The 23,871-nt window shown below is 70.5% G+C and carries 22 protein-coding genes and 1 tRNA gene; 11 read left to right on the top strand and 12 right to left on the bottom strand.

Annotation, left to right across the window (positions count from 1 at the left end):
* Nucleotides 1-51: 51 nt before the first annotated feature.
* From ACFVW8_RS00295 to ACFVW8_RS00260, 8 genes are all read right to left on the bottom strand, one after another.
* Nucleotides 52-1,701, bottom strand: coding sequence for a long-chain fatty acid--CoA ligase (locus ACFVW8_RS00295; protein WP_389685336.1), 1,650 nt, complete (start codon nucleotides 1,699-1,701; stop codon nucleotides 52-54).
* 289 nt (nucleotides 1,702-1,990) lie between these two features.
* Entirely contained in the window at nucleotides 1,991-2,536 is a 546-nt protein-coding gene (locus ACFVW8_RS00290) for a SigE family RNA polymerase sigma factor (protein WP_389685416.1), read from the bottom strand.
* A 357-nt stretch (nucleotides 2,537-2,893) separates the two neighbouring features.
* Nucleotides 2,894-4,060: a lipid-transfer protein gene (locus ACFVW8_RS00285; protein ID WP_389685335.1), complete on the bottom strand. Its 1,167-nt coding sequence runs from the start codon at nucleotides 4,058-4,060 to the stop codon at nucleotides 2,894-2,896.
* Entirely contained in the window at nucleotides 4,057-4,452 is a 396-nt protein-coding gene (locus tag ACFVW8_RS00280; protein WP_389685334.1) for a MaoC family dehydratase, read from the bottom strand. Before ACFVW8_RS00280 ends, ACFVW8_RS00285 begins: the two co-directional genes overlap by 4 nt.
* Nucleotides 4,449-5,531: an acyl-CoA dehydrogenase family protein gene (locus ACFVW8_RS00275; protein ID WP_389685333.1), complete on the bottom strand. Its 1,083-nt coding sequence runs from the start codon at nucleotides 5,529-5,531 to the stop codon at nucleotides 4,449-4,451. The genes ACFVW8_RS00280 and ACFVW8_RS00275 overlap by 4 nt, the downstream gene beginning before the upstream one ends.
* 1 nt (nucleotide 5,532) lies before the next feature.
* Nucleotides 5,533-6,489: a bifunctional MaoC family dehydratase N-terminal/OB-fold nucleic acid binding domain-containing protein gene (locus ACFVW8_RS00270; RefSeq protein WP_389685332.1), complete on the bottom strand. Its 957-nt coding sequence runs from the start codon at nucleotides 6,487-6,489 to the stop codon at nucleotides 5,533-5,535.
* Nucleotides 6,486-7,661, bottom strand: a complete 1,176-nt coding sequence (locus ACFVW8_RS00265) for an acyl-CoA dehydrogenase family protein (RefSeq protein WP_389685331.1) — start codon at nucleotides 7,659-7,661, stop codon at nucleotides 6,486-6,488. The genes ACFVW8_RS00270 and ACFVW8_RS00265 overlap by 4 nt, the downstream gene beginning before the upstream one ends.
* A 260-nt stretch (nucleotides 7,662-7,921) precedes the next feature.
* Nucleotides 7,922-8,233, bottom strand: coding sequence for a hypothetical protein (locus tag ACFVW8_RS00260; protein WP_389685330.1), 312 nt, complete (start codon nucleotides 8,231-8,233; stop codon nucleotides 7,922-7,924).
* Nucleotides 8,234-8,546: 313 nt separating this feature from the next.
* Between ACFVW8_RS00260 and ACFVW8_RS00255 the strand changes: the two genes are divergently transcribed.
* Together ACFVW8_RS00255 and ACFVW8_RS00250 are read left to right on the top strand one after the other, a co-directional pair.
* Nucleotides 8,547-9,428 (top strand): bifunctional DNA primase/polymerase, encoded by an 882-nt coding sequence (locus tag ACFVW8_RS00255; protein ID WP_389685329.1) that lies wholly within the window; start codon nucleotides 8,547-8,549, stop codon nucleotides 9,426-9,428.
* 194 nt (nucleotides 9,429-9,622) lie between these two features.
* Nucleotides 9,623-10,252: a LysE family translocator gene (locus tag ACFVW8_RS00250; RefSeq protein ID WP_389685328.1), complete on the top strand. Its 630-nt coding sequence runs from the start codon at nucleotides 9,623-9,625 to the stop codon at nucleotides 10,250-10,252.
* A gap of 71 nt (nucleotides 10,253-10,323) precedes the next feature.
* Here the strand turns inward: ACFVW8_RS00250 and ACFVW8_RS00245 are convergent.
* Both ACFVW8_RS00245 and ACFVW8_RS00240 read right to left on the bottom strand, forming a co-directional pair.
* A tRNA-Ser gene (locus ACFVW8_RS00245) sits at nucleotides 10,324-10,410 on the bottom strand.
* 50 nt (nucleotides 10,411-10,460) lie between these two features.
* Nucleotides 10,461-11,945, bottom strand: coding sequence for a S1C family serine protease (locus ACFVW8_RS00240; protein WP_389685327.1), 1,485 nt, complete (start codon nucleotides 11,943-11,945; stop codon nucleotides 10,461-10,463).
* A gap of 226 nt (nucleotides 11,946-12,171) precedes the next feature.
* On the opposite strand from ACFVW8_RS00240, the gene ACFVW8_RS00235 reads away from it, so the two are divergent.
* The 3 genes from ACFVW8_RS00235 to ACFVW8_RS00225 all read left to right on the top strand — a co-directional run bounded on the left by ACFVW8_RS00235 (nucleotide 12,172) and on the right by ACFVW8_RS00225 (nucleotide 15,051).
* The gene (locus ACFVW8_RS00235; protein WP_389685326.1) at nucleotides 12,172-12,990 is read left to right on the top strand and encodes a glycerophosphodiester phosphodiesterase; all 819 of its coding nucleotides are present in this window, start codon (nucleotides 12,172-12,174) and stop codon (nucleotides 12,988-12,990) included.
* Between the two features lie 44 nt (nucleotides 12,991-13,034).
* The gene (locus ACFVW8_RS00230; RefSeq protein WP_389685325.1) at nucleotides 13,035-13,703 is read left to right on the top strand and encodes an ATP-binding protein; all 669 of its coding nucleotides are present in this window, start codon (nucleotides 13,035-13,037) and stop codon (nucleotides 13,701-13,703) included.
* A gap of 382 nt (nucleotides 13,704-14,085) precedes the next feature.
* Complete coding sequence (locus ACFVW8_RS00225; RefSeq protein ID WP_389685324.1) at nucleotides 14,086-15,051, top strand: DUF5926 family protein; 966 nt, start codon at nucleotides 14,086-14,088, stop codon at nucleotides 15,049-15,051.
* 788 nt (nucleotides 15,052-15,839) lie between these two features.
* On the opposite strand, the gene ACFVW8_RS00220 is transcribed toward ACFVW8_RS00225, so the two are convergent.
* Complete coding sequence (locus tag ACFVW8_RS00220) at nucleotides 15,840-16,550, bottom strand: bifunctional DNA primase/polymerase (protein ID WP_389685323.1); 711 nt, start codon at nucleotides 16,548-16,550, stop codon at nucleotides 15,840-15,842.
* 481 nt (nucleotides 16,551-17,031) lie between these two features.
* On the opposite strand from ACFVW8_RS00220, the gene ACFVW8_RS00215 reads away from it, so the two are divergent.
* Entirely contained in the window at nucleotides 17,032-18,519 is a 1,488-nt protein-coding gene (locus ACFVW8_RS00215; RefSeq protein ID WP_389685322.1) for a PP2C family protein-serine/threonine phosphatase, read from the top strand.
* Nucleotides 18,520-18,665: 146 nt separating this feature from the next.
* Nucleotides 18,666-20,135, top strand: a complete 1,470-nt coding sequence (locus tag ACFVW8_RS00210; protein WP_389685321.1) for an aminopeptidase P family protein — start codon at nucleotides 18,666-18,668, stop codon at nucleotides 20,133-20,135.
* A gap of 37 nt (nucleotides 20,136-20,172) precedes the next feature.
* Here ACFVW8_RS00210 and ACFVW8_RS00205 read toward each other — a convergent pair whose 3' ends face one another.
* Nucleotides 20,173-20,739, bottom strand: a complete 567-nt coding sequence (locus tag ACFVW8_RS00205) for an ATP-binding protein (RefSeq protein ID WP_389685320.1) — start codon at nucleotides 20,737-20,739, stop codon at nucleotides 20,173-20,175.
* A gap of 258 nt (nucleotides 20,740-20,997) precedes the next feature.
* Between ACFVW8_RS00205 and ACFVW8_RS00200 the strand changes: the two genes are divergently transcribed.
* From ACFVW8_RS00200 to ACFVW8_RS00185, 4 genes are all read left to right on the top strand, one after another.
* The gene (locus ACFVW8_RS00200; protein ID WP_389685319.1) at nucleotides 20,998-21,816 is read left to right on the top strand and encodes a hypothetical protein; all 819 of its coding nucleotides are present in this window, start codon (nucleotides 20,998-21,000) and stop codon (nucleotides 21,814-21,816) included.
* A gap of 162 nt (nucleotides 21,817-21,978) precedes the next feature.
* On the top strand, nucleotides 21,979-22,710 hold the full coding sequence (locus ACFVW8_RS00195; protein ID WP_389685318.1) for a YcnI family protein: 732 nt from the start codon (nucleotides 21,979-21,981) through the stop codon (nucleotides 22,708-22,710).
* A gap of 50 nt (nucleotides 22,711-22,760) precedes the next feature.
* Nucleotides 22,761-23,414 (top strand): SCO family protein, encoded by a 654-nt coding sequence (locus tag ACFVW8_RS00190; RefSeq protein ID WP_389685317.1) that lies wholly within the window; start codon nucleotides 22,761-22,763, stop codon nucleotides 23,412-23,414.
* Nucleotides 23,411-23,860, top strand: a complete 450-nt coding sequence (locus tag ACFVW8_RS00185) for a copper chaperone PCu(A)C (RefSeq protein WP_389685316.1) — start codon at nucleotides 23,411-23,413, stop codon at nucleotides 23,858-23,860. Before ACFVW8_RS00190 ends, ACFVW8_RS00185 begins: the two co-directional genes overlap by 4 nt.
* Nucleotides 23,861-23,871 lie beyond the last annotated feature (11 nt).

Genomic DNA, 23,871 nt, shown 5'->3' with positions numbered 1-23,871 from the left:
CCCTCACGTCCAGGGCCCTCGCGTCCTCGGCCCGCAGTTCAGCGCGGCGACTCAGAGCTGCGTGATGTCCAGCCCGCCCTCCGCGTACTGCTTGCGGATCACCTTCTTGTCGAACTTCCCTACGCTCGTCTTCGGTACGGACGCCAGGACCGACCAGCGCTCGGGCAGCTGCCACTTGGCGATGCCCTGCTCCGCAAGGAAGGCCTTCAGCGCCTGGTAGTCGGCGCTCGCACCCTCCTTGAGGACGACGGTCGCCAGCGGGCGCTCGCCCCACCTGTCGTCCGGGACGGCCACGACCGCAGCCTCGGCCACATCCGGGTGCGCCATCAGGGCGTTCTCCAGCTCGACGCTGGAGATCCACTCACCACCGGACTTGATGACGTCCTTGGCCCGGTCGGTGAGGGTGAGGAAGCCGTCGTCGCTGATCACGCCGACATCGCCGGTCTTCAGCCAGCCGTCCTCGCTGAACTTGTCCTCGGGCCGCAGCGCCTCGCCGTCCGCACCGCCGTAGTACGCACCGGCGATCCAGGAACCGCGCACCTCCAGCTCACCGGCCGACTGGCCGTCCCACGGAAGGTGTTCGCCACCGGGGCCGACCAGCCTGGCCTCGACGCCCGCGGGGAAGCGGCCCTGGGTGATGCGGTAGGGCCACTCCTGCTCCTCGGTCAGTCCGGCGGGCGGGTTGGCCATCGTGCCGAGCGGCGAGGTCTCCGTCATGCCCCAGGCGTGACAGAGCCGGACGCCGAGCTTGTCGTACGCCTCCATGAGGGAAGGCGGGCAGGCGGCTCCGCCGATGGTGACCCGCGCCATGGAGGTGAGGTCACGCGGATGGGCGGTGACCTCGGCCAGCAGTCCCTGCCAGATGGTGGGGACTGCGGCGGCGTGGGTCGGCCTCTCACGCTCGATCATGTCGGCGAGCGGGGCGGGCTGCAGGAAGCGGTCCGGCATCAGCATGTTGACGCCGGACATGAACGTCGCGTGCGGCAGACCCCAGGCGTTCACATGGAACTGCGGGACGACCACCAGGGTGGTGTCCTTGTCGGTCAGGCCCATCGACTCGCACATGTTGACCTGCATGGAGTGCAGATAGATCGAACGGTGGGAGTAGACGACGCCCTTCGGGTCCCCCGTGGTGCCGGAGGTGTAGCACATGGCGGCGGCCTGGCGCTCGTCCAGCTCCGGCCAGTCGTAGTTGGTGTCGCGCCCGGCGATCAGCTCCTCGTAGTCGTGCACCAGGGGCGCTGTGCCGGCGAGGACGGAACGGTCACCGGCCCCCGCGACGACGATGTGCTCCAGCGACGTCAGCTGGGGGAGCAGCGGCGCGAGGAGGGGCAACACGGAGCCGTTGACGAGGAGGACCTTGTCATCGGCGTGCTGGACGATCCAGACCAGCTGCTCGGCGGGGAGCCGAAGGTTGAGGGTGTGGAGGACCGCGCCCATGGAAGGGACGGCGAGGTACGCCTCCAGGTGCTCGGCGTTGTTCCACATCAGTGTGGCGACACGCTGGTCCCCGTCGACACCGAGTTCGTCCCGCAGGGCGTGGGCGAGCCGGTTGGCCCGCCGGCCGATCTCGGCGAAACTGCGCCGCTGCGGCTCGGGCTCTCCGGTCCAGGTCGTGACCTGCGACTTCCCGTGAATCGTCATCCCATGACTCAGGATGCGGGTGACAGTCAGCGGTACGTCCTGCATGGTGCTGAGCACGGCGTCCTCCCGGTAGGCGCTACGCGGCAGTAAGGTTCCGCTGATTCTGCGCACATACCGAGCGGTATGTCACTACTTCCGGGCGCACGAATCGGTGGCGCCGACAAAATCACACGAGAAGGGCACCGGCGCCCGAACCCTCCTTAATCATGTCCATGGCTCCATACCCTCATGGCTCCGTACCTTCATGGCTCCGTACCCTCATGGCTCCGTACCTTCATGGCTCCATACCTTCATGGCTCCATGACCCCCCTGGCCGGGGCGGACACGGCCGCCTCGGGCGGGGACCTCACCTGACCGGTGTCAGCTCCGGGTCCTGCCGCAGCTTGCCGAGTGCCCGGGACACCGCACTCTTGACCGTCCCGATGGACACCCCGAGCACCTCGGCCGTCTGGGCCTCGCTGAGGTCCTCGTAGTAGCGCAGGACGACCATCGCCCGCTGGCGGTCCGGGAGTTTCAGCACGGCCCGCCACATCGCGTCATGCAGCGACTGCTGCTCGGCCGGGTCGGGCCCCGGCACCGTCTCCTGCTCGGGCAGCTCGTCGCAGGCGAACTCGTCGACCTTGCGCTTGCGCCACATCGAGGTCCGGGTGTTCAGCAGGGCCCGGCGGACGTAGCCGTCGAGGGCCCGGTGGTCCTCGATCCGCTCCCAGGCGACATAGGTCTTCGTGAGAGCCGTCTGCAGCAGGTCCTCGGCATCGCTGGGATTCGCGGTGAGCGAGCGGGCGGCACGCAGCAGTACCGGCCCACGCGCCTTCACGAAGGACGTGAACGACGGGTACGGGACGTAAGGCGCACGCGCCCCGTACGGAGTGCGCGCGCCGGCCGGCGTGATGCGCGCGGTGGCAGGCGTGCGCGGCACCGCGTAGGCGGCGACCGAGGCGCGCGGTGCCGTCGATCCGTGCGGCGGGTGTCCGGCGAGCGGCGCATGCGGGGTGATCGGCGCATGCGAGGCGTACGGCGTGCGTCCGGCGTTGGCGGCGGCTCCCCTGGAGGTGCCCGTGCAGACTGGCGTGGTCATGCCTCCACGCTAGGAGCGGGCACTGCCCCGGGGATCGCCCCCAGGTCCCGAAACCGCGTCCGCCTCAGGGTGTAGGGCCGGGCTCCCTGCCACCTCCTGAAGGTGGAGGGGCCCGTACCACAGGACTCAGGGTCCCCCCGGAGACCGCACCCCGGGACCCGGCCGCCCCGCTCATTGCGCCCGGCCCAGCACAAGACCGGAGGTGGGCACCCCCGTACCGGCCGTGACCAGGGACCGGGCCGCCCCGGATATCTGGTTCACCGACGTGCCCCGGATCTGCCGCACCGCCTCCGCGATGCCGTTCATCCCGTGCAGGTACGCCTCCCCCAGCTGTCCGCCATGAGTGTTCAGGGGCAGTGCGTCGGCCGCCACGAAGTCGGCTGCCTCCCCCGGTCCGCAGAATCCGAACTCCTCCAGTTGCATCAGCACGAACGGGGTGAAGTGGTCGTACAGGATCGCCACGTCGATATCGGCGGGGGAGAGGCCGGAATTCCGCCAGAGCTGGCGGGCGACGACATCCATCTCCGGCAGCCCTGTCAGCCCGTCACGGTAGAAGCTGGTCATCTGCTCCTGCGCCCGCCCTGCTCCCTGAGCGGCGGCGACGATCACCGCGGGCGGCTGCCGCAGATCCCTGGCCCGCTCGGCGCTGGTGACGACGATCGCCTGTCCGCCGTCCGTCTCCTGGCAGCAGTCGAGCAGTCGCAGGGGCTCGACGATCCAGCGGGACGCGGCATGCTCGGCAAGGGTGATCGGCTTCCCGTAGAAGTAGGCCGCCGGATTGCGCGCGGCATGGCGCCGGTCGGTGACCGCGACATGCCCGAAGGCCTCCGGGGTCAGCCCGTAGGTGTGCAGATACCGCTGGGCCGCCATGGCCACCCAGGAGGCGGGGGTGAGCAGCCCGAAGGGCAGATTCCAGCCGAGCGCCGCCCCTTCGGCCGTGGGCTCCCGCTGCTGCACCCCGGAGCCGAAGCGCCGCCCCGACCTCTCGTTGAACGCGCGGTAGCAGACGACCACGTCGGCCACACCGCACGCCACGGCGAGGGCCGCCTGCTGGACCGTGGCACAGGCCGCCCCGCCGCCGTAGTGGATACGGGAGAAGAACGACAGCTCGCCGATGCCGGCCGCCTGGGCGACGGTGATCTCCGGGCTGGTGTCCATGGTGAAGGTGACCAGACCGTCGACATCGGCGGGGCTGAGCCCCGCGTCGTCGAGCGCCGCGTGCACGGCCTCGACGGCCAGCTTGAGCTCGCTGCGTCCGGAGTCCTTGGAGAACTCGGTCGCCCCGATGCCGGCCACGGCCGCCCGTCCGCCGAGCGAATCGGCCCTGCGCACGCTCATGCGGAACCCTCCGGAACGCTGATGGTCACCGTGCCGGTGACATGTCTGCCGAGCCCGTTGGCCCCGACGACCGACACCTCGGCCGTCCCGTCGTCGCCGAGGGCGGTCACCGTGCCGCTCAACACCATCGTGTCGCCCGGGTAGTTCGGCACGCCCAGCCTGATGGCGACCCTTCTGAGCACCGCGGAGGGCCCGAAACGGTCGGTGACGTACCGCCCGACCAGGCCATTGGTCGTCAGGATGTTCATGAAGATGTCCGGGGCGCCCTTCTCCCGCGCCAGCTCCGCGTCATGGTGCACGTCCTGGTAGTCGCGGGAGGCGACGGCGCCCGCCACGATCAGGGTGCGGGTCACCGCGATCTCCAGCGGTGCCAGCTCCTCGCCGACCTTCACTGCGGTCCCTCCTTCACCAGTAGTCCGCCGAGTTCCTGAAGCACTTCGCTGCCGCAGCCGAGATAGGCGTCGAGCTGACGCCCCCAGAGGAAGTGCCGGTGCACGGGATGGCCGAGGTCCGCCCCCGTGCCTCCATGCAGATGCTGCGCCGCATGAACGACCCGTTTCCCCGCCTCGGACGCCCACCACGCGGCGGTCAGCGCCTGCGTCGCGTACGGCAGCGCCCCGTCGTGACGCCACGCCGCCTCGTACGCCGTGACGCGTATCGCCTCGGTGTCCATATGGGCGTCGGCCGCCCGGAGCAGCACCCCCTGCTTGGTCGAGAGGGGGCGTCCGAACTGCTCGCGCGTGCCGGTGTGTTCGACGGCGCGGGCCACCGCGCCGGCGCAGACCCCCGCCTGCAACCCGGCGAACGCCGTCCGGGCCATGGCCAGCACGTCCTCGTACGCCTGCGCCCCGCCGAGCCGTTCCCCGGCCTCCCCGCCCGGGCGATCCCCGGCCTCCCCGCCGAGCCGTTCCCCTGCTGCACCGTCGAGAACGAGCCGTCCCGCCGACCACGGGGCCGTGGTCTCCACCGGCTCGGTCAGCACTCCGGCATCTGCGGTCCGCACGATCCACAGCGACCGGTCCACGGCAGCGACAAGGACGTGGGTGGCCTCCCTCAGCCACGGCACCAGCGGCACCGTGCCGCTCAATCCCCGCTCCGGGTCCGCGTGCACGGCGGCGGCTGCCGCTAGGGCCCCCGCAGCCACCGCCGTACCGTCCCGCAACGGTGGCAGCAGCCGCTCGCGCTGTTCGGCCGTGCCGTGCCCGGCTACGGCGAGGAGGCCGTACACACAGCTCGACGCGAAGGGCACCTGCGCGGTCGTCCGGCCCTGCTCCTCCAGGACGAGCACCAGCCCGAGGAGACCCGTCTCCTCGACAGCTCCGGGCAGTCCGGCCGCACAGAGCTCCTTCCACAGCTCGGCGTCCGTGCCCGTACCGGCCTGGGCAAGGCGGTCGTGCGTCGACAGATCCCCGAAGATCCTGGCGGCGAGCTGCTGCGCGGCGGCCTGCTCCTCAGTGGGTGCGAAATCCATGTCAGCCCTCGCTCCCCCGGAAGACCGGCAACTCCAACTCGGGGTCCGTACGCAGAAATTCCAGCCGCACCGGCATACCCACCCGCACCTTGTCGTACGGCACCCCGATCACGTTGCTGACCATCCGGACGCCCTCGGCGAGCTCTATCAGTGCCACCGCGTACGGCCCGGCCTCCTCGGACGCGCTGAACGCGGGGAAGGGCGGGTGGTGCATCACCACGTACGAGAAGACGGTCCCCTCGCCCGAGGCCTCGGCCGTCTCCCACTCGGCCGACCCGCAGGCATTGCAGCCGGGCAGCCAGGGGAAGCGCAGGGTGCCGCACCCTGCACAGCGCTGGATCAGCAGCTGGTGGGCGGCGACGCCCTTCCAGAATCCGGCGTTGTCCCGGTTGATCACCGGCCTGGGCCGCAGGCTCCCGCGGCCCCGCTCCGGCTCCCCGGCCGTCGGGGACTTCTTCGCCGCCGCCGGGCGGTACTTGAGGATCCGGAAGCGGTGCGTCCCGGCCGGCTCGTCCTGTGCCCGGACGTCCATGCGTGTGGTGATGAAGTAGCCCGTCCCCAGCTTCGTCGTCTTGCGTTCCGACACTTCCTCGATCACGGCGTCGAAGGTGATCCGGTCGCCGGGCCGCAGGGGACGCAGATACTCCTGCTCGCAGTCGGTCGCGACCACCGACCCGTACCCGGCCCCGTCGAGCATGGCGAACAGCTCGTCGTAAGCCTCGCCCCGGTCCGTGTGGCCCGACAGACCACCCATCGTCCACGCCTGCAGCATGGTCGGCGGTGCAACGGCACCGGGGCCGGTGTACGCCGGGTTCGCATCCCCCATCGCCTCGCACCAGTGCCTGATCATCACCTCGTTGACCAGGTCCTTTCCGCTGCCGGCAACGGCTGCGGCCTGCCCCTCGTACGCCCTGAGCCGCTCGTACAGTTCGTCCCGCACGCCCTGCCCCTCCCTCACCTTTTCCCCCTCTTCATGCCGAGCCGCATGGTCGCGACGATCTCCCGCTGCACCTCGCTCACCCCGCCCCCGAACGTGTTGATCTGCGCCGCCCTGTTCATCCGCTCCAGCTCCCCGTCCCCGAAGGAACCGGGCGAACCGCAGCGGATCATTCCGGCGTCCCCCGTGATTTCCTGGCACATTCGATACACCTCTACGGCGCTTTCGGTTCCCATGAATTTCACGCCGCTCGCATCGCCCGGCGCCAGCGCACCGGCCCCGACATCCCCCACCAAACGCCAGTTGAGCAGGCGCGTTGCCGCCAGTCGGGCATAGGCCTCGGCCAGCCTGGAGCGAATCCAAGGCTCGTCAACCGGACGCCGCCCGGTCACCGGATCGGGCGTACGGGCGAAGGCGAGCGCCGCATCGTAGAAGTCCTCGGCCTGCATCCCGATCGCGGCCAGCGCCACCCGCTCGTGGTTCAGCTGGTTGGTGATCAGCCCCCAGCCGTCGTTCTCCTCGCCGACCAGTCCGGTGGCGGGCACCCTTACGCCGTCGTAGTACGTGGCGGTCGTGGTCAGTCCGCCCACGGTCTCGATGGGCGTCCACGAGAAGCCGGGCGCGTCCGTCGGCACGAGGACGATCGAGATGCCCCGGTGTTTGGGCGCCTCCGGATCCGTGCGGCAGGCGAGCCAGACCCAGTCCGCGTTCTGCGCGTTGCTGGTGAAGATCTTCTGGCCGTCGATGACCCACGCGTCGCCCTGCCGTACGGCCCTGGTGCGGAGCGCGGCCAGGTCGGTACCGGCCTCGGGCTCGCTGTAGCCGATGGCGAAGACGATCTCACCGGCCAGGATCCGCGGCAGAAAGTACTCCTTCTGCGCGGCGGTCCCGTACTTCATCAGGGTGGGGCCCACGGTGTTGAGCGTGACCATCGAGACCGGGGCGCCCGCCCGGTAGGCCTCGTCGAAGAAGACGAACTGTTCGTCCGCACCCCGCCCCTGACCGCCGTACTCAACGGGCCAGCCGAGCCCCAGCATTCCGTCCGCGCCGATACGGCGCAGCAGCCGCCGTTGCTCGGCCGGGCCCCCGGCCGCCGGACCGGCCCGCCCGCCGCGCTCCGGCATCACGTCGTGGAAGTAGGCGCGGAGTTCGGCGCGCAGCTGGAGCTGGCGCTCCGTAGGGGCCAGGTGCACGGCGGCTGCCTCCCGGGGAAAGGGCTGCGGATCAGGGTTTCTGACTGTCCGTCAGATTCCGTATACCTGTCAAGGCACCTGACAGCAGCCCCTCGCGCGCAGCCCCTTGTTCACACCCTCCCGCCATGCCGCACCGGCACCCCGCCTCACCCCGCGAGAACGACGAACGGCCTGCGCGCCGCCACCGAAGTGACGCCGCGCAGGCCGTCGTTCCCCCAACTGCGGCCCGGCCCCCCGACCGGCCCGCAGCAGGCACCGGATCACCAGAGATTGGTGAAGTTCACCGCGACGTCGTGGCTGGACTGGTCGATGGCGGTGAAGGCGGACCCACTCACCTGGGCGGAGGTGCTCGTGTTCGAGGCCCCCGTACCGACAGCCTGCTGCTGCGAGGTGGACGAGTTGCCGAGGTTGTCCCCGCCGACGCCACTGCCGCTGATCGCGGCCACACCCGCGTTCGAACCGTCGTTCGCGAACGAGCCGTTGTCGGCCTGGGCCACACCGCCCAGGAGCACGACGGCGAGGGGCAGAGCGGCAACGGCGGCGAGGGCGCGAGCGGTACGGATGCTTGCCATGTCTATTCCTCCAGGAACCGAAAGTAAGGCTGGTCCCGGGCCGGTTGGCCGACCGCCCAGGTGATGGTCACGACGTCGCGAGATCAAGGTTGCCCACGGCCGCCCCGGCGAACCACCCATGTATTTCGATTCCCTCGCAAGCGTGAGGAAGAGCTGATAAACCCCCAGACCCCACAAACTCCCAGGTCAGCCAGGCGCACCCTCACGGCCCTTGCGGTGCGGGAGGAGAAGCGTTCCGCCACAGCGCCCTGCACCCCACTATCGGGAACCCTTCCCCCTTCCCTTATTCGAACGTTAGTACGAACATGGAACCATGGCCACCACCGACCGGCGCACCTCCACCCTGGCCCTGGCCCACGCACTGTCCGCGGCCGAACACGGGCTCCCCGTCATCCCGTTGTCCGCCACCAAGCTCCCCGCCCTGCGCTCCCCGCACCGCGCCGAGGACCGGCCGAGCAGCTGCCGGGGTGCCTGCGGCCTGCCCGGGCACGGCGTCCACGACGCCACCACCGACCTCGCCGCCGTACGCGCCCTCTTCGCCGCCGCCCCCTGGGCCACCGGCTACGGCATCGCCTGCGGCCGCGCACCGCACCACCTCATCGGTATCGACCTCGACGTCGGCACCACCGGCCGGCTCGATTCCGCGGCGGCCCTCCACCATCTGGGCGTCCAGCACGCGTTCACCGTCCCGCCGACCGTCACCGTGCTCACCCCCAGCGGCGGCCGCCACATCTGGCTGTCCGGCCCGCCCGGCACGGCCGTACCGAACTCCGCAGGCCGCCTCGCCCCCGGCATCGACGTCCGCGGCTCCGGCGGCTACCTGGTCGGCCCGGGCTCGGTCACCACCCACGGCACCTACCGGCTCGTCCCCGGCACCGGCAGCCTCCCGCCGGCCCCCTGCCCCCGCACTCTGTTCGACCTGCTCGCGCCCCCGGCACGCCCCCACCGACACCGGGCCCACCCCGACGACCGGGGTCAGGGCCTGATCCGGTTCGTCCTCGCGGCGGACGAGGGCCAGCGCAACACCCGGCTCTTCTGGGCCGCCTGCCGTGCATACGAACACGGCTTCGGCGACAGCCTGGCCGACGACCTCACCGAAGCCGCCGTCCACACCGGCCTCCCCGAGCACGAAGCCCGCGCCACCATCGCCTCCGCGGCCCGCCTCACCACGACCCGCTGCGAGCCCCCGGGATGACGCGGACGGGCCCGGTCGTACCGCCGACGGGCAAGCAGCAGACTGCCGCGATTGCCCACCGGAAGTCCCGGCGGTCTGCGGTGCATCGGCCCGACCCGGGCTGCCGGCACCCGTCCAGGCCCCCAATGACCGGTACCGATGGTGGTGCCGAACATTGCCTGCGCCATTGCTGGGACAGGTGAGACGATCGCGCGATGCCGGTCGATCCGCACCTTCTTGCCGCGTTCACACTGAGCACCATCGTCGCCCTGGTCACCCCGGGGCCCGACATGCTGTTCGTGCTCGGGTGCGGCGTGCGGGGCGGTGCCCGCGCCGGGCTGCTGGCCACGGTGGGTGTGATCACGGGGGACGCCTTGTACATCGCCGCGGCAGCCGCCGGGCTCAGCGCGCTGCTGACGACGTTCCCTGTCGTGTTCACCCTGCTACGGATCGCGGGCGCCGCGTACCTGATCCATCTCGGTGTCCAGATGATCCGTAACCGCAAAAGCAGTCAGGCCGGCGCTCCCGTGGCCGGCGGGATGCCGGGCCGGCGGGCCTTCCTCAACGGTGTGGTGTCCTCCATGGCCAACCCGCAGACCTTCGCGTTCATGATCGCCTTCCTTCCCCAGTTCGTGGATCCTGCGACGGGGCCGGTCTGGCTGCAGTTCGCCGTCCTCGGCGGCATCCTGATCGTCCTGGAGTTCCTGGCCGACGGCACGGTCGGTGTCCTGGCAGGACGTATCGGTGCCTGGCTGCGCGGCCGTGAGGCGGTTCGCCGCCGGATGGACGCCGCAACCGGGAGCGTGTTCATCGGCCTGGGCATCATCCTCGCGGCGGAACGCTGACCCACCCTCATACAGAAGGGGTGCCCCTGGTCGGGACACCCCTTCTGATCAGCGCCTTGTCTGGCCTGTTGCGGTGGGTGTGGGATTTGAACCCACGGTGACATCGCTGCCACGACGGTTTTCAAGACCGTTCCCTTAGGCCGCTCGGGCAACCCACCCCGCGCCGGTGGTCATCGACCTGTTTTCGACGCGAGGACAGCCTAGCCGGTCAGCTGTCGCCCTTGCGCTCGCCCAGGGTGACTTCGGCAGTCGACGTCTTGCCGTCGCGCTTGTAGGTCAGCGTGACCTTGTCGCCCGGCTTGTGGGTCCAGATCTCGCCGATCAGGGTCGGGCCGCTGTCGACCACGGTGTCGTTGAACTTCGTGATGACGTCGCCCGACTTGAGACCGGCCCGGCCCGCAGGGCTGTCCTTCGGGACCGCCTCCGTGCCGGCCGAGCCCTGGTCGGAGATGACCGCGCCGCCCGTCTTCTCGTCCATTGTCACCGTGGCGCCGATGACCGGGTAGACCGGCTGACCCGTCTTGATCAGCTGCTGCGCCACGTTCTTCGCCTGGTTGATCGGGATGGCGAAGCCGAGGCCGATGGAGCCCGCCTGACTCTGGCCCGTGCTGCTGCCGGTCGACTGGATCGCCGAGTTGATCCCGATGACCGCGCCGCCCGCGCTCAGCAGCGGGCCGCCGGAGTTGCCCGGGTTGATCGAGGCGTCGGTCTGCAGCGCGCTCATGTACGAGTTGCTGCCTCCGGAACCGTCACCGGAGGCGACCGGGCGGTTCTTCGCGCTGATGATGCCCGTGGTGACCGTGTTGGACAGGCCGAACGGGGCGCCGATCGCGATCGTCGAATCGCCCACCGCCACCTGCTCCGAGTTGCCCAGTGGCAGCGGGTTGAGTCCCTTCGGCGGGTCCTTGAGCTTCAGGACCGCGACATCGTAGCCCTCGGCCCGGCCGACGACCTCGGCACCGTACTTCTTGCCGTTCGAGAACGTCGCCGTGAGCTGACCGGCGTCCGCCGCGGAGGCCACCACGTGGTTGTTCGTGAGGATGTGACCTTCCTCGTCGTACACGAAGCCGGTACCGGTGCCACCCTCGCCGTCGCCGCCCTGGGCGTCGATGGTGACCACGCTGGGCAGCGCCTTGGACGCCACACCCGCGACCGTGCCCGGGTCGCGCTTGAGATCCTGCGGGTTGGCCGACGCCGCGACCGTGGTGGACCCGGCCGAACCGGAGCTGTCGTTGCTGTCGGCGGCCCAGTAACCGAGGGCGCCGCCGATTCCGCCGGCGACCAGAGCCGCCACGACCACCGCTGCCACCAGACCGCCCGCGCCCCGCTTGCGAGGGGCGTCGGGGCCATGCAGCTGGCCGGGCGGGCCCCACACCGGGCCGCCGCCCTGCGCCCCATGGGCGTAGGCCGGAACGGCGGGCGGGGGCGGGGGCCAGCCGGCATCGGCCGCCGACTGCGGTGCGGGAGGGGTGTGGGACTGCGGCTCCGCCGGGACCTGCGCCATGGGGGCGGTCGCCGGGTCGTGCGCCGGAGGGACCTGCGGCTGCGCGGCCGTCACATCCGGCTGCGGCGGAGCCGGAGGCGTGCTTCCAGGGGGTCCCTGGGGAGCATCGGCCGGCACTGGAGGTGCGGACGGAACGGACGGAGCGGCCTCGGCCGCAGTGCCCTCGTTGCCCTCGTTCTCTGTGCTCACAGCTCTGTACTCCTCGGTTCCACATCATGATTCGGCAAGAGATCCGCTGTGTACGTGTCTGGAGACAGCTTTTCCCACAACACGTCAGACCACTGTAAGCAGGACCTGTGCATCTGTGCACGGGTCCTTACACCGGACAAAACGGTTCCGCGTCGCAAGGTGCACGCACCCCCTGGTCTCCCGGTGACACCATGACGCGGTGACCCAAGCACGGCATCAGCACCCCATGCAGCATCCCATCCAGGTCATCGCACACCGCGGCGCGTCCGACGACGCCCCCGAGCACACCTTGGCCGCATACCGGAAGGCGATCGAGGACGGCGCCGATGCCCTGGAGTGCGACGTACGGCTCACCGCCGACGGGCATCTCGTATGCGTACACGACCGCCGCGTGAACCGCACGTCCAACGGCCGCGGCGCGGTCTCCACCCTGGAGCTCTCCGAGCTGGCCGCCCTCGACTTCGGCTCCTGGAAGGACCGCGAGGAATCGGAGTCCCCGGACTGGGACCCGGTGCCGGGCGAGCTCACCTCCGTACTCACCCTGGAACGGCTGCTCGAACTGCTCGTCGAGACGAGAGCGGCCGGGCGCCCGCTCCAACTGGCCATCGAGACCAAGCACCCCACCCGCTGGGCCGGCCAGGTCGAGGAGCGGCTGCTGCATCTGCTGAAGCGCTTCGAGCTCGACGCACCGCCGGCCGAGGGCCCCTCACCGGTCCGCATCATGAGCTTCTCGGCGCGCTCCCTGCACCGCATCCAGGAGGCGTCGCCGGATCTGCCCACCGTCTATCTGATGCAGTTCGTCTCACCTCGGCTGCGCGACGGACGACTGCCGGCCGGCAGCCGGATCGCCGGCCCCGGGATGCGGATCGTGCGCAGTCACCCGGGCTACATCGACCGCCTGCACCGCGCGGGCCACCGGGCCCATGTGTGGACGGTCAACGAGCCGGAGGACGTCGATCTCTGCGTCCGACTCGGGGTGGAGGCCATCATCACGAACCGCCCGAAGCAGGTTCTGTCACAGCTGGGACGCTCTTCATATCAGTGACGGGGAGTACACCGGCGCATTCGGACTGTGTTCGATCGTTACGAGTGCGTCACTGGCAGACCATTGGCCGGTTTCCGGCCCAGCCCACGGGGGCATCCACTCCGTGGCGTGGGGCAAAGGAGGTCTCGGGGGTGGCGTTGGTGGTGGCACAGGAAGTGCCCACGTCGTCGAGCATGGCCGTACCCCATGGCCCTGCGGGCGTGGGTCAGGCACGACACCGGATGCGTGAGCAGTTGCGCAGCCACGGGGTGTCGGATTCGGTCGTCGACGATGCTGTATTGATCCTTTCCGAACTGCTCAGCAATGCCTGCCGGCACGGCAGGCCGCTGGGCCGGCAGAGCGACGTGGGAGAGGGCGACGTGCGCGCCGCCTGGCGCGTGGACAGAACGGGCGGGCTGACCGTGGAGGTGACGGACGGGGGCGGTCCGACCCGACCGGTTCCGGCCACTCCATCGGTGACGGCGCGCGGCGGCCGGGGGCTCAACATCATCAGTGCGCTCGCGAAGAAGTGGGGCGTACGCGACGACTCCTCCGGCGAGGTCACCGTCTGGGTGCTCGTCAACGAGGGACCCGGCCGCACGGGTGACCGACCGGGCAGCCGTGGCAACGGACGGGCATCGGGCACGACCGGTCTGCCGGGCGCGAACGGGGTGTCGGCCGTACCGGGGCTCGACGGACTGGGTCTTGCCGACGCCTTCGACGACGCGGGCTGAGGCGGCGGGCACTGGCCCGCCTGCTTCCCGGGCCCTGGCCGCAGGCTTTCCGGGCTCGTGGCCGCGTCCTTCCGGGCCCTGGCCGCAGGCCTTCGCGGGCTCGTGGCCGCCTCCTTCCCGGACCCCTGCCCGCAGGCTTCGCTGCCCATGGCCGGCACGCTGGACCGAGCCCTGGCCGCGCGATTCGCCGGCCGTGTCCGCGCGATTTACCGGCTGCGTCCGCAGACTGTGCCGGCCGCGGCCGCACTCTTTCCCAGCCCGGGTCCCCAGGCAGCAGCCGCCCGCGCCCGAAGGCAGCAAGGGCGGCTGCGCCCCCCGACATCGCACGGGCGGCTAGGCTCGCGGCCCAGACCGCACTGTCGCAACCGGGAGAAAGCCCACCATGGCCAAGAAGCGCCCTCAGACCAAGGCCGGGAAGCAGCAACTCAAGGATGGCGAGATCCCGGTGGTCGGGGCTCGCGAGCCCTGCCCGTGCGGTTCGGGCCGCCGGTACAAGGCCTGTCACGGCCGCGCTGCCGCCCAGGCCGTGACCGAGCTGGTCCAGCGCCCCTTCGAGGGGCTGGCCGGTGAGTGCGACTGGGTCGCGCTGCGCGAGCTGGTCCCCGCCGCCACGGTCGAACTGACGCTGAAGGGCGGACTGCCCGACGGAGTGCCGTCCGTGACGCTCGCGACCGTGCTCCCGATGGCCTGGCCCGCGCTGCGCCGCGATGACGGCTCGGTCCTGCTCGCCCTGCAGAACGACACCTCTTCCGGCGACCTCAGCCGGGACCTCGCCGACACCCTGCAGCGCGCGCTGGAGGCCGAGCCCGGCTCGCCCGTCGCCGCGCGCCGGGTACCGGCCGACGGGCCCCGGCTGCAGGATGTCCTGGACCCGGATGCGCCGTTCGCGCCCGTCGTGCACTCGGGCTTCGAGTTCTGGGTGCCGGACGCGGAGAACGCCACAACCGAGGTGTCCGCCTCCCTGGAGCGTGCGAACGACGCGGCGATCCCGACCGCCCTGCTCACCGGGGTGGACGCCGCCTACTGGTGCGAGACCCCGGACAAGAACCACCTCCGGTGGGTCATGCCGCACCCCGAGGAGCAGCTCCTCGACGCTCTCGCCCGGCTGCACGCGGCGGGTGCCTCGTCGCTCGGCGAAGGGACCCGGCTGGTCGGCTCCTTCCGTGCGCACGGCCTGATGGTCCCCGTGTGGGATCTGCCGAGCGCGATGGGGGCACAGGAGTGCGAGAAGCCCGCCGCCGTGTTCGCGGAGCGGCTGGCTACGGCGCTCGCTTCGGACGCGCCCCTCACCCCCGAGGAGCGGCGGGCGCGCGGCGGGCTCACCAACCGCCAGGTGACGCTCAGCTGACAGTGACGACCGCCCGGACCCTACGGTGACTCGCGTCACAACTCGCCGTACTGACAGGTAAATCGCTGTCCGAATACGCGAGATCGAATTTGCGAACGGCAGATCTCTTGTTACCGTTCTAGAAGCCCGGTCGCTGGTGCATCCCCCGTCGCCAGCGATCGGGCATCCTCATTTCCGGGTACGGCGCCCACAGCGCACTGGGCGGCGCACGAGCCGCGCAGAGAGCTGCCACAGGCCCCCGGACGAACCCCGCGGTGACACTCAGGCGCCGCCTCCGGCCGCACCTTCTCCCTCAAGGGCCGGGGGGAAGCAGCGCCCCTGGCCCAGCCTCAACCCGGCGCGGAAGAAACCCCATTGGAGCCCGCCTCCGTAGCGTCCGCGTGCGGCTCCGCAACGTCTCGACCGGCTGCGTCCCACTCCGAAGCCGCGCCCCCCAGCCGCAGGCCCGTCGGCATCGGACAGCGGGCCGGGACCGGAGCCGCGCTTCGGGCACCCGCCGGAAAGCAGCCAACAATGCACGGGCGGGCACCTGGACAACACCCGAAGAGATCCTCGAACGTTCCTCGAACGCGTTTCGGAAAGTGCATCAGAAAGCCGACCCCCCAAGGCCTTTGCACCGGCAGATTTCGCACAGTCAGCATGGGGCGCCGAGGACGGCCGAACCGCCCGGAAGATACGGCAGCACACTGTTCCGGGCATTCCTGAAGATCTCTTGATCCCCGGATGCCCGGTGTGAATAAATTCGTGACGGTGCGCCGAAAAATCGGGACGCTGCCACCGGCCACCCGTCAGTAGGCGAGCCGGCTTCCGCCGTCCGGGGCGCTGTTGCTCGCTTCGACCAGCGCGTCCAGAACCGCGCCCACATCCGGCAGCCACGGCGAGGCGGCCGTCGCGACGGGCGCTCCACCGCTCAGCCGCAGCCGGGAGATCCGGTCCGGCGCCCGCTCCCAGCGCACCTGGCCCGTGCCGGTCTCCGACGGCGGAAGGATCAGATAGCCCCCCTCGCCGTGGAACCGCAGCGAACTGGGCACCCAGTCCTGCGCATGCAGCAGTTCACCGAGACGTTCGAGGGTGTACGGGGCGACCAGCAGTGCCCACCGGGTCGGCGTGGCCACCACGGGGCCCAGCCGCATTCCCATGCGGTCGAGTTCGGCCAGCGCCCCGGCACCGGCCACGGCCGGCAGGCTCAGTGCGCACGGTGCCCGCCCGCCGGTGGCCAGTACGACCGGCGCACCGGGCCGGTTCGTCCACCACCAGCGCACCATCCGCGGGTCGGTGGTCGCCGCGAGCAGTCCGGGATCGAAGGGGTGTGCGCCGGGCACGGCGCACTCGGGGTCCGGGCAGGCACAGCCACGTTCTCCGCGACTGTCGGCCGTACGCAGCCCCACTCCCGGGAGCACGGGCCACTGCCACTCGGTGGCACAGGTCAGGGCCGCGTCGAGCTGGGCGGTCCTGTCCCGGAACCGGAGCCTGCGTCGCCTTCCGAGGATCTCGCGCATGAGCGCTCGTTCCTTTCCGTTGAACGCCGAGGGTCCACATCACACCACGCGTGCGTCACATCACGTGTGCGGAACTTCACTGTGTGTACATGCTCGTCGAGCCTGCGGTACGGGTTGGTCGTCGGTACCGAGCGTGAGCTGTGCTGAGCCGAATCGAGCCGGTTCCAGTCGAAATCATGGCCAGGCGCAGGGCGCGTATCGCGCCTGCCGTCCGTGCGTACAACCTCGCCACTCGGGGGTGGGGCGTGGCCGTCACAGATGAGGACGTCCGGGCCCGCTGCCAGGTTCCGGGGGCGGTCGGAACCGCTCCTGGTCATCTACCGATTACGTACCCAGCACGCCCGGGATGACGCTCCCCCGGGACTGCCCCGCGAGGGCATCCCCTGCCCGAGCAGACCCAGTCGACCGCAAATAGCGGCCACGGGGTGCATTTTTTGGCCAAGTTAGTTGTCACTTGGACACCACAAATCCCGTGGGGACAATGCTGGACATCGCCTTACTTGTGCGTGTACATGTGGATGCACTGATAGCGGCGCAGAATGACATGGGGGTTTGCGATGCTATTCGACGAAACACACCAGTCGGAAAGCCGGCGACCATGAGCGCCCCGCACCTGCCGAAAGTGGCTGGAATCGATCCCACAGTTCCGGTTTCGGAGCAAACTGCCGGGCCTCTCTCCGAGGTGCCCGCCGCCCCCGGCGCCTTCATCCAGGACCGCTTGGCGGGCTGGGTATCCGACCTCACCACGCTGCACGAACTCACCGAGCGGCTGGCCGGAACCAGCACCCTGGACGACGCCCTTCACGAACTGCTCGACGCCGGCGCCGCTCTGGTGGGAGCCCGCCGCGGGCTGATCGCGTTCGAACCCTCCGACCGCCGAGGCCCCGTCAGCACCATCGGCCTCGGCCTGGCCCACGCCGAGCTCGGCCAGATCGAGACCGTGCCGCGCAGCGCCACGTCCTACGGACGGATCCTGGAAGGTCTGCCCAACCCGGAAGGCCCGCTGACCACCCCCGATCTGCTCGGCGACACCAGCCTGGACCCCCGCAGACGCGAGGTCGCCGCCCGGCTCGGCTACGCCGCCAGCTACGCACTGCCGATCACCACCGACCGGACCGGCCGGCTCGCCGCCGTCGTCTGGCTCTACGACGAGCCCGCCGAGCCGCTGGAGCGCCAGCGCCACCTGGCCGGGCTGTACGTCGGCTACGCCGCCGAACACCTGGCCCGGCTGCTGGAGCTGGAACGAGCCAGGACCGATGTCGCCACCGTCACCGAGGAGCTCCTGCCCAGCCGACTGCCCCGGGTCCCCGGTGTGGAGCTGGCCGTGCGCCATCGCTCCGCACCGCAGGGCGGCAATGACTGGTACGACGCTCTGGCCCTCCCGGAAGGCGCGCTCGGCCTGGCCGTCGGGTCGGTGGGAGGTTCCGGTCCGAGCGCCCTGGCCGCGATGGGGCGGCTGCGCGCCGGTCTGCGGGCGTACGCGGTGATGGAGGGCGAGGACCCCGTCGCCGTACTCTCCGATCTCGAACTCCTGCTGCGGCTGACCGAGCCGGCCCGTTCCGCGACCGCGCTCTTCGCGTACTGCGAGCCCGCCCGGCGCAAGATCGTGCTGGCCGGCGCCGGGCACACCCCGCCGCTGATCATCGGCGACCGTCGTACCGAGTTCGTCGAGACCACCCTGTCCGCTCCCTTGGGCATGCTCTCCTGCTGGGAGGCGCCGAGCGTGGAGATCACCCCGGCGCCCGGTGAGACCGTGCTGCTGTACACCGACGGCCTGCTGCGCCGCGTCGGCGACTCCATGGACCGGGGGTTCGCGCGGCTCCACTCGGCGGCGGCGAGCGTCCCCAGGGCGCTGCGCCACGACGCCGGATCGGTCGCCGACCACGTACTGCGCACCGTCCTGCCGGACGGGCCCGGGCAGAGCGACGAGACCGAGGACGTGGTTCTGCTGGCGGCACGGTTCGACTGAGCCGGCCCCCGTTCCGCTCCCGCACCGCTGTCGGGCCGTACCCGGCGATCCGCGCCATCCCGGTAAGAGGTCTTCCGGCCCTGGGCCCCCTTCCGTACGCCCGTACGATGGAGGGGGCCCAGTGTCGTACCAAGGAGAGACAAATCGTGTCTGAGGAGCTCACCCCGGAGAACCCGGAGACCGAGACCGAAGAGGCAGAGCCGGTCAAGCAGCGGAAGAACGGCCTGTACCCGGGCGTCTCCGACGAGCTCGCCGCGAGCATGAAGTCCGGCTGGGCCGACACCGAGCTGAACGGGCTGGAGCCGATCGCCCAGGCCCGGCACACAGCCGACCGCCGCGCCGCGCTCTCCGCGCGCTTCCCCGGTGAGCGGCTGGTCATTCCGGCGGGCCGGCTGAAGACCCGTGCCAATGACACCGAGTACGCCTTCCGTGCGTCCACCGAGTACGCGTACCTCACCGGCGACCAGACCGAGGACGGCGTCCTCGTCCTGGAGCCCGAGGCCGGCGGTCACGAGGCGACCGTCTACCTGCTGCCGCGCTCGAACCGCGAGAACGGCGAGTTCTGGCTCGACGGCCAGGGCGAGCTGTGGGTCGGCCGCCGCCACTCCCTCACCGAGGCCGAGCAGCTGCTCGGCATCCCGGCGAAGGACGTACGGGAGCTGCCCGCCGCGCTGGCCGAGGCCACCGGCCCGGTCCGCAACGTCCGGGGCCACGACGCCGGTATCGAGGCCGCGCTGACCGACAAGGTCACCGCGGAGCGCGACGAGGAGCTTCGGGTCTTCCTCTCCGAGGCCCGCCTGGTCAAGGACGCCTTCGAGATCGCCGAGCTGACGAAGGCCTGCGACATCACCGCGCGCGGCTTCGAGGACGTCGTGAAGGTCCTCGACAAGGCCGAGGCGACGAGCGAGCGCTACATCGAGGGAACGTTCTTCCTGCGCGCCCGCATCGAGGGCAACGACATCGGCTACGGATCGATCTGCGCCGCGGGCCCGCACGCCACCACCCTGCACTGGGTACGCAACGACGGCGCGGTGCGCTCCGGCGAGCTGCTGCTGCTCGACGCCGGCGTGGAGACCAACGACCTCTACACCGCCGATGTGACCCGCACTCTTCCCATCAACGGCACGTTCACGCCGCTGCAGCGGAAGATCTACGACGCGGTCTACGAGGCTCAGGAGGCCGGCATCGCGGCGGTGAAGCCCGGCGCCGGCTTCCGCGACTTCCACGACGCCGCTCAACGCGTCCTCACCGAGAAGCTCGTCGAGTGGGGTCTGCTCGGCGACCTGACCGTGGACAAGGTCCTGGAGCTGGGCCTGCAGCGCCGCTGGACCCTGCACGGCACGGGTCACATGCTCGGCATGGACGTGCACGACTGCGCCGCCGCGCGGACGGAGTCGTACGTCAACGGAACGCTGGAGCCCGGAGTGTGCCTCACCGTCGAGCCCGGCCTCTACTTCCAGGCCGACGACCTGACCGTTCCCGAGGAGTACCGCGGCATCGGCGTCCGGATCGAGGACGACATCCTCGTCACCGAGGACGGCAACCGGAACCTCTCGGACAAGCTGCCCCGGCAGGCCGACGAGGTCGAGGCGTGGATGGCCCGGGTCAAGGGCTGACCGTCCGCCCCTTCACCCGCGCCGGAGGGCGCCCTGCTCAGGACACCATGAGCAGGGCGCCCTCCCGCCATTTCAGGACCTTGTCGAAGCTCACCACCGCACCGCCGCGCCCCGGCCGGTTGCCGAAGTGGACGTGGTCGGCGAGCTCCTCGATCAGACAGAGTCCGCGTCCGCTCTCGGCCGCGAGCGACGGGTACTGATGCCCGGCCTTCTGCTGATGCCCCGCCCTCTGCGCCTGGACCGGCCGCTTCTCGTACGGGTCGTGTTGCTGTGCGGCATCGCGAAGCGTGCGCCGCGCGGGGAAGCCGGGTCCTGAATCGGCGACTTCGATACGGCATTTCTCGCCGTCCAGATACGCGGTGACCCGGTACTGCCCGCAGGCCGTACCGGACGGCTCCTCCCAGGCCTCCCCGGCATCGTCCGGGCCGCCGTGGGCCCCGCCGTGCTCGACGGCGTTCGCACAGGCCTCGCTGAGCGCGACCGACAGATCGAAGGAGATGTCCGGGTCCACCCCCGCGGTCTCCATTGTGCCCAGCAGGAAACGACGGGCGAGCGGAACGCTCGCAGCTTCGCGCCGCAGATGGAGTGACCACCACATGCTCATGCTCCAGCCTCCTGGCTGCGGCTCGACATACCGATACGTATTGCCGCCCTGTGCCGTTCGTAAGCACGGACGGGATGTGAGACCGCTCATTCGGCGGATACCCGGGCTCGCCACACCTGTGTATGCCCGGCCCACAAGGCGTCTCCTACCCCGTCCGCAACCGTCCCCAACAGCCCGCCGCACAGCCAATCGGTCGGAAGGCGACCTTCCGGACCTGCCGTACAGGGGCCGGGGGCGCAGTGCGATGATGACCCGGCCATGTCTACGTCTGTGGGACGCGCCGGAGCCGGTCTGCGGCTGTTGAGGGCCGCGGTGTTCGCCGCGGTCTGCGTCGCGTTGTCCGCGGCCGGACACGCACTGGCCGCCTGTGCGACGGTGCCCGGTTGGTCCCTGCTCGCCGGGTTCCTCGGGGTCCTCGCGGTGGCGGTACCGCTGGCCGGGCGCGAACGTTCGCTGCCGTCGATCGCCGCGGCGCTGGCCGCCGGACAGATCGCCCTGCACACGCTCTTCGGTGTCGGTACGCACACCGCCACGCCACAGGCCCCGGCCGGCGACGACTCGCTGATCCGGTTCGCGGCAAGCCTCGTCTGCGGGGCGGGGCCGGCGCAGTTGAACGCCGCCGACGCCCACCGCATCGTCACCACCGCGGGTATCGACCCGTCGTCGGTGACCGGACAGGCCCATCAGCACATGGCCGCCGCCCCCTCCGGCGGCATGGCCGGCACCGGAGCGGCCGGCCTCACCGGAATGTTCCCCAGCCTGCCCATGCTGCTCGGTCACCTGCTGGCCGCGCTGGCCACCGGCTGGCTGCTGCGGCGCGGCGAGATCGCCCTGTTCGGGCTCGCCCGGCTGTCGGCGCACGGCGCCCAGCAGGTGGCGGCCGGAGCCCGGCTGCGGGCGCTGCGCGCGGCGCTCGCCCTGGTGTCCGCCCTGCGCGCCGGCCTCCCCGGCGGACCGGCCACCGGGCCGCGCACCCTGCGTACGGCCGTGGACGCACCCGCCCCGGCCACCGGGGATCCCTTGCAGCACATGGTGATCAGGCGCGGGCCGCCGCCCGTATTCGCTCTCGCAGCCTGACGCGACGCCCTCCACGCGATGCACGCGCGCCCCGCAGACACCTCGCCGGTGCCGGTACGGGGCGGCGCACCCACGCCGCTCGTGAGGAGGAGGTGTCGCGATGCCGCCGCGCACCCGCGCGGCGGAGCACCTTCCTTCGTGCTTTGTGGAGTGATTCCTGACATGAACGTTTCCCGCATCGCCCTCGCCGGCGGCGTCGCCGCGTCCACCGTGCTGGTCCTCGCCGGCACGGCCTCGGCCCACGTCAGCGTCCAGCCGCAGGGCGAGGCCGCCAAGGGCGGATACGCCGTCATCAACTTCAAGGTTCCCAACGAGCGCGACGACGCCGCGACGACCAAGCTCGAGGTCAACTTCCCGACCGACCACCCGCTGGCGTCCGTCCAGCCGCAGGCGGTCCCCGGCTGGAAGATCGACGTCACCACGAGCAAGCTGGCCAAGCCGCTCGACATGCACGGCGAGAAGATCAACAAGGCCGTCTCCAAGGTCACCTGGACCGCGGACGGCGGCAAGATCGAGCCCGGCCGCTTCCAGCAGTTCCCGCTCTCCGTCGGACAGCTTCCCGAGGACGCCGACCAGCTGGTGTTCAAGGCCATCCAGACGTACGACAACAAGGAAGTCGTCCGCTGGATCGAGGAGCAGAAGGCCGGCGCCGAAGAGCCCGAGACCCCTGCTCCGGTCCTCAAGCTGACGGCCGCCGCGGACGGCGCCGCAGCCGCCGCCGGTTCCAGCGACAAGAGCGATTCCGCGGACCACGCGAAGGACGGGAAGACGACGGCTTCGGCGTCCTCGTCCTCCAGTGACACGACGGCCCGTGTTCTCGGCATCGTCGGCATCGTCATCGGTGTGGCAGGGGTCGCCTTCGGCGTCCTGGCCGGCCGTCGGCGTGCCGCCTGACCACTCACAAGCCCCACCCGCCACACCGACCCATCAGGAAACAGTGCTCCATGGTTAAGAAGTCTGTGCTGGCCGCGGCGCTCGTCGCCGCGGCCGCGCTCACCCTGTCCGCCTGCGGCGGCAGCGACAACGACAGCAAGAAGCCGGTCGCCGACGTCTCGGTGGAGGCGAAGACCAAGGCCGCGACGGTGCTCGACCAGCCGTTCACCAAGCCGAATCTCGTCCTCACCGACACCCACGGCAAGAAGTTCGACCTGCGTGAGAAGACCAAGGGCAAGCCGACGCTCATCTACTTCGGCTACACCAACTGCCCGGATGTCTGCCCGCTCATCATGAGCAACATCGCGGTCGCCAAGAAGTCCCTTCCCGAGGCCGACCGGGACAAGCTCCAGGTCGTCTTCGTCACCACCGACCCGGAGCGGGACACCCCGTCCTCGCTGGGCAGCTGGCTCAAGTCCCAGGACCCCTCCTTCATCGGTCTCACCGGCGACTTCCCGACCATCCAGGCGGGTGCCCGGCAGATCGGCATCGGGATCGACGCACCGAAGAAGGAGAAGGACGGCACGATCGTCTCGATGCACGGCTCGCAGGTCATGGCGTTCTCCCCGAAGACCGACCAGGGCTACGTGCTGTACAGCGAGGACACCACGCCCGACGACTACACCAAGGACCTCCCCAAGATCATCAAGGGGGAGAAGCCGTGAACCGCCGCACCACCCTCGCCGGCGTCCTGGCCCTCTCCACGGGTCTGACGCTGGCGGGGTGCTCCTCCACGAGCAGCAAGCCGGAGCTGAAGGTCATCGGCGCGTTCATGCCGCAGCCCGTGAACGACATGGCGGCCGCCTTCCTCGTCGTGCAGAACAGCGGCGGCAGTTCCGACCGGCTGACCTCCGTCACCAGCCCGCTCTCGGACGACGTCACGATCCACGAGACGAAGAACCAGGCGATGCGCATGGTGACATCCTTCTCGGTTCCCGCGGGCGGTGAGCTGGACCTGGAACGCGGTGGAAACCACATCATGTTCATGAAGCTCAAGCAGCAGCCCAGGCAGGGCGAGAAGGTGTCCATGGAGCTGCACTTCGAGAAGGCCGACCCCATCAAGGTCGACCTTCCCGTGAAGGAGACCACCCACAACCCGAAGAAGCAGTGAGGGACTGACAG

Origin of the sequence: Streptomyces sp. NPDC058221 (genome assembly GCF_042882365.1) — a bacterium.
GTDB lineage: Bacteria > Actinomycetota > Actinomycetes > Streptomycetales > Streptomycetaceae > Streptomyces.
The sequence above is the reverse complement of the archived record's forward strand: the minus strand, read 5'-3'. Positions and strand labels throughout refer to the sequence as shown.

Coding starts and splice junctions, on each gene's coding strand:
- ACFVW8_RS00190 (WP_389685317.1), top strand. CDS start 22,761: ATGGTTAAGAAGTCTGTGCTGGCCGCGGCGCTCGTCGCCGCGGCCGCG.
- ACFVW8_RS00220 (WP_389685323.1), bottom strand. CDS start 16,550: ATGCGCGAGATCCTCGGAAGGCGACGCAGGCTCCGGTTCCGGGACAGG.
- ACFVW8_RS00195 (WP_389685318.1), top strand. CDS start 21,979: ATGAACGTTTCCCGCATCGCCCTCGCCGGCGGCGTCGCCGCGTCCACC.
- ACFVW8_RS00215 (WP_389685322.1), top strand. CDS start 17,032: ATGCTGGACATCGCCTTACTTGTGCGTGTACATGTGGATGCACTGATA.
- ACFVW8_RS00200 (WP_389685319.1), top strand. CDS start 20,998: ATGTCTACGTCTGTGGGACGCGCCGGAGCCGGTCTGCGGCTGTTGAGG.
- ACFVW8_RS00255 (WP_389685329.1), top strand. CDS start 8,547: ATGGCCACCACCGACCGGCGCACCTCCACCCTGGCCCTGGCCCACGCA.
- ACFVW8_RS00235 (WP_389685326.1), top strand. CDS start 12,172: ATGCAGCATCCCATCCAGGTCATCGCACACCGCGGCGCGTCCGACGAC.
- ACFVW8_RS00225 (WP_389685324.1), top strand. CDS start 14,086: ATGGCCAAGAAGCGCCCTCAGACCAAGGCCGGGAAGCAGCAACTCAAG.
- ACFVW8_RS00260 (WP_389685330.1), bottom strand. CDS start 8,233: ATGGCAAGCATCCGTACCGCTCGCGCCCTCGCCGCCGTTGCCGCTCTG.
- ACFVW8_RS00285 (WP_389685335.1), bottom strand. CDS start 4,060: ATGAGCGTGCGCAGGGCCGATTCGCTCGGCGGACGGGCGGCCGTGGCC.
- ACFVW8_RS00205 (WP_389685320.1), bottom strand. CDS start 20,739: ATGAGCATGTGGTGGTCACTCCATCTGCGGCGCGAAGCTGCGAGCGTT.
- ACFVW8_RS00250 (WP_389685328.1), top strand. CDS start 9,623: ATGCCGGTCGATCCGCACCTTCTTGCCGCGTTCACACTGAGCACCATC.
- ACFVW8_RS00275 (WP_389685333.1), bottom strand. CDS start 5,531: ATGGATTTCGCACCCACTGAGGAGCAGGCCGCCGCGCAGCAGCTCGCC.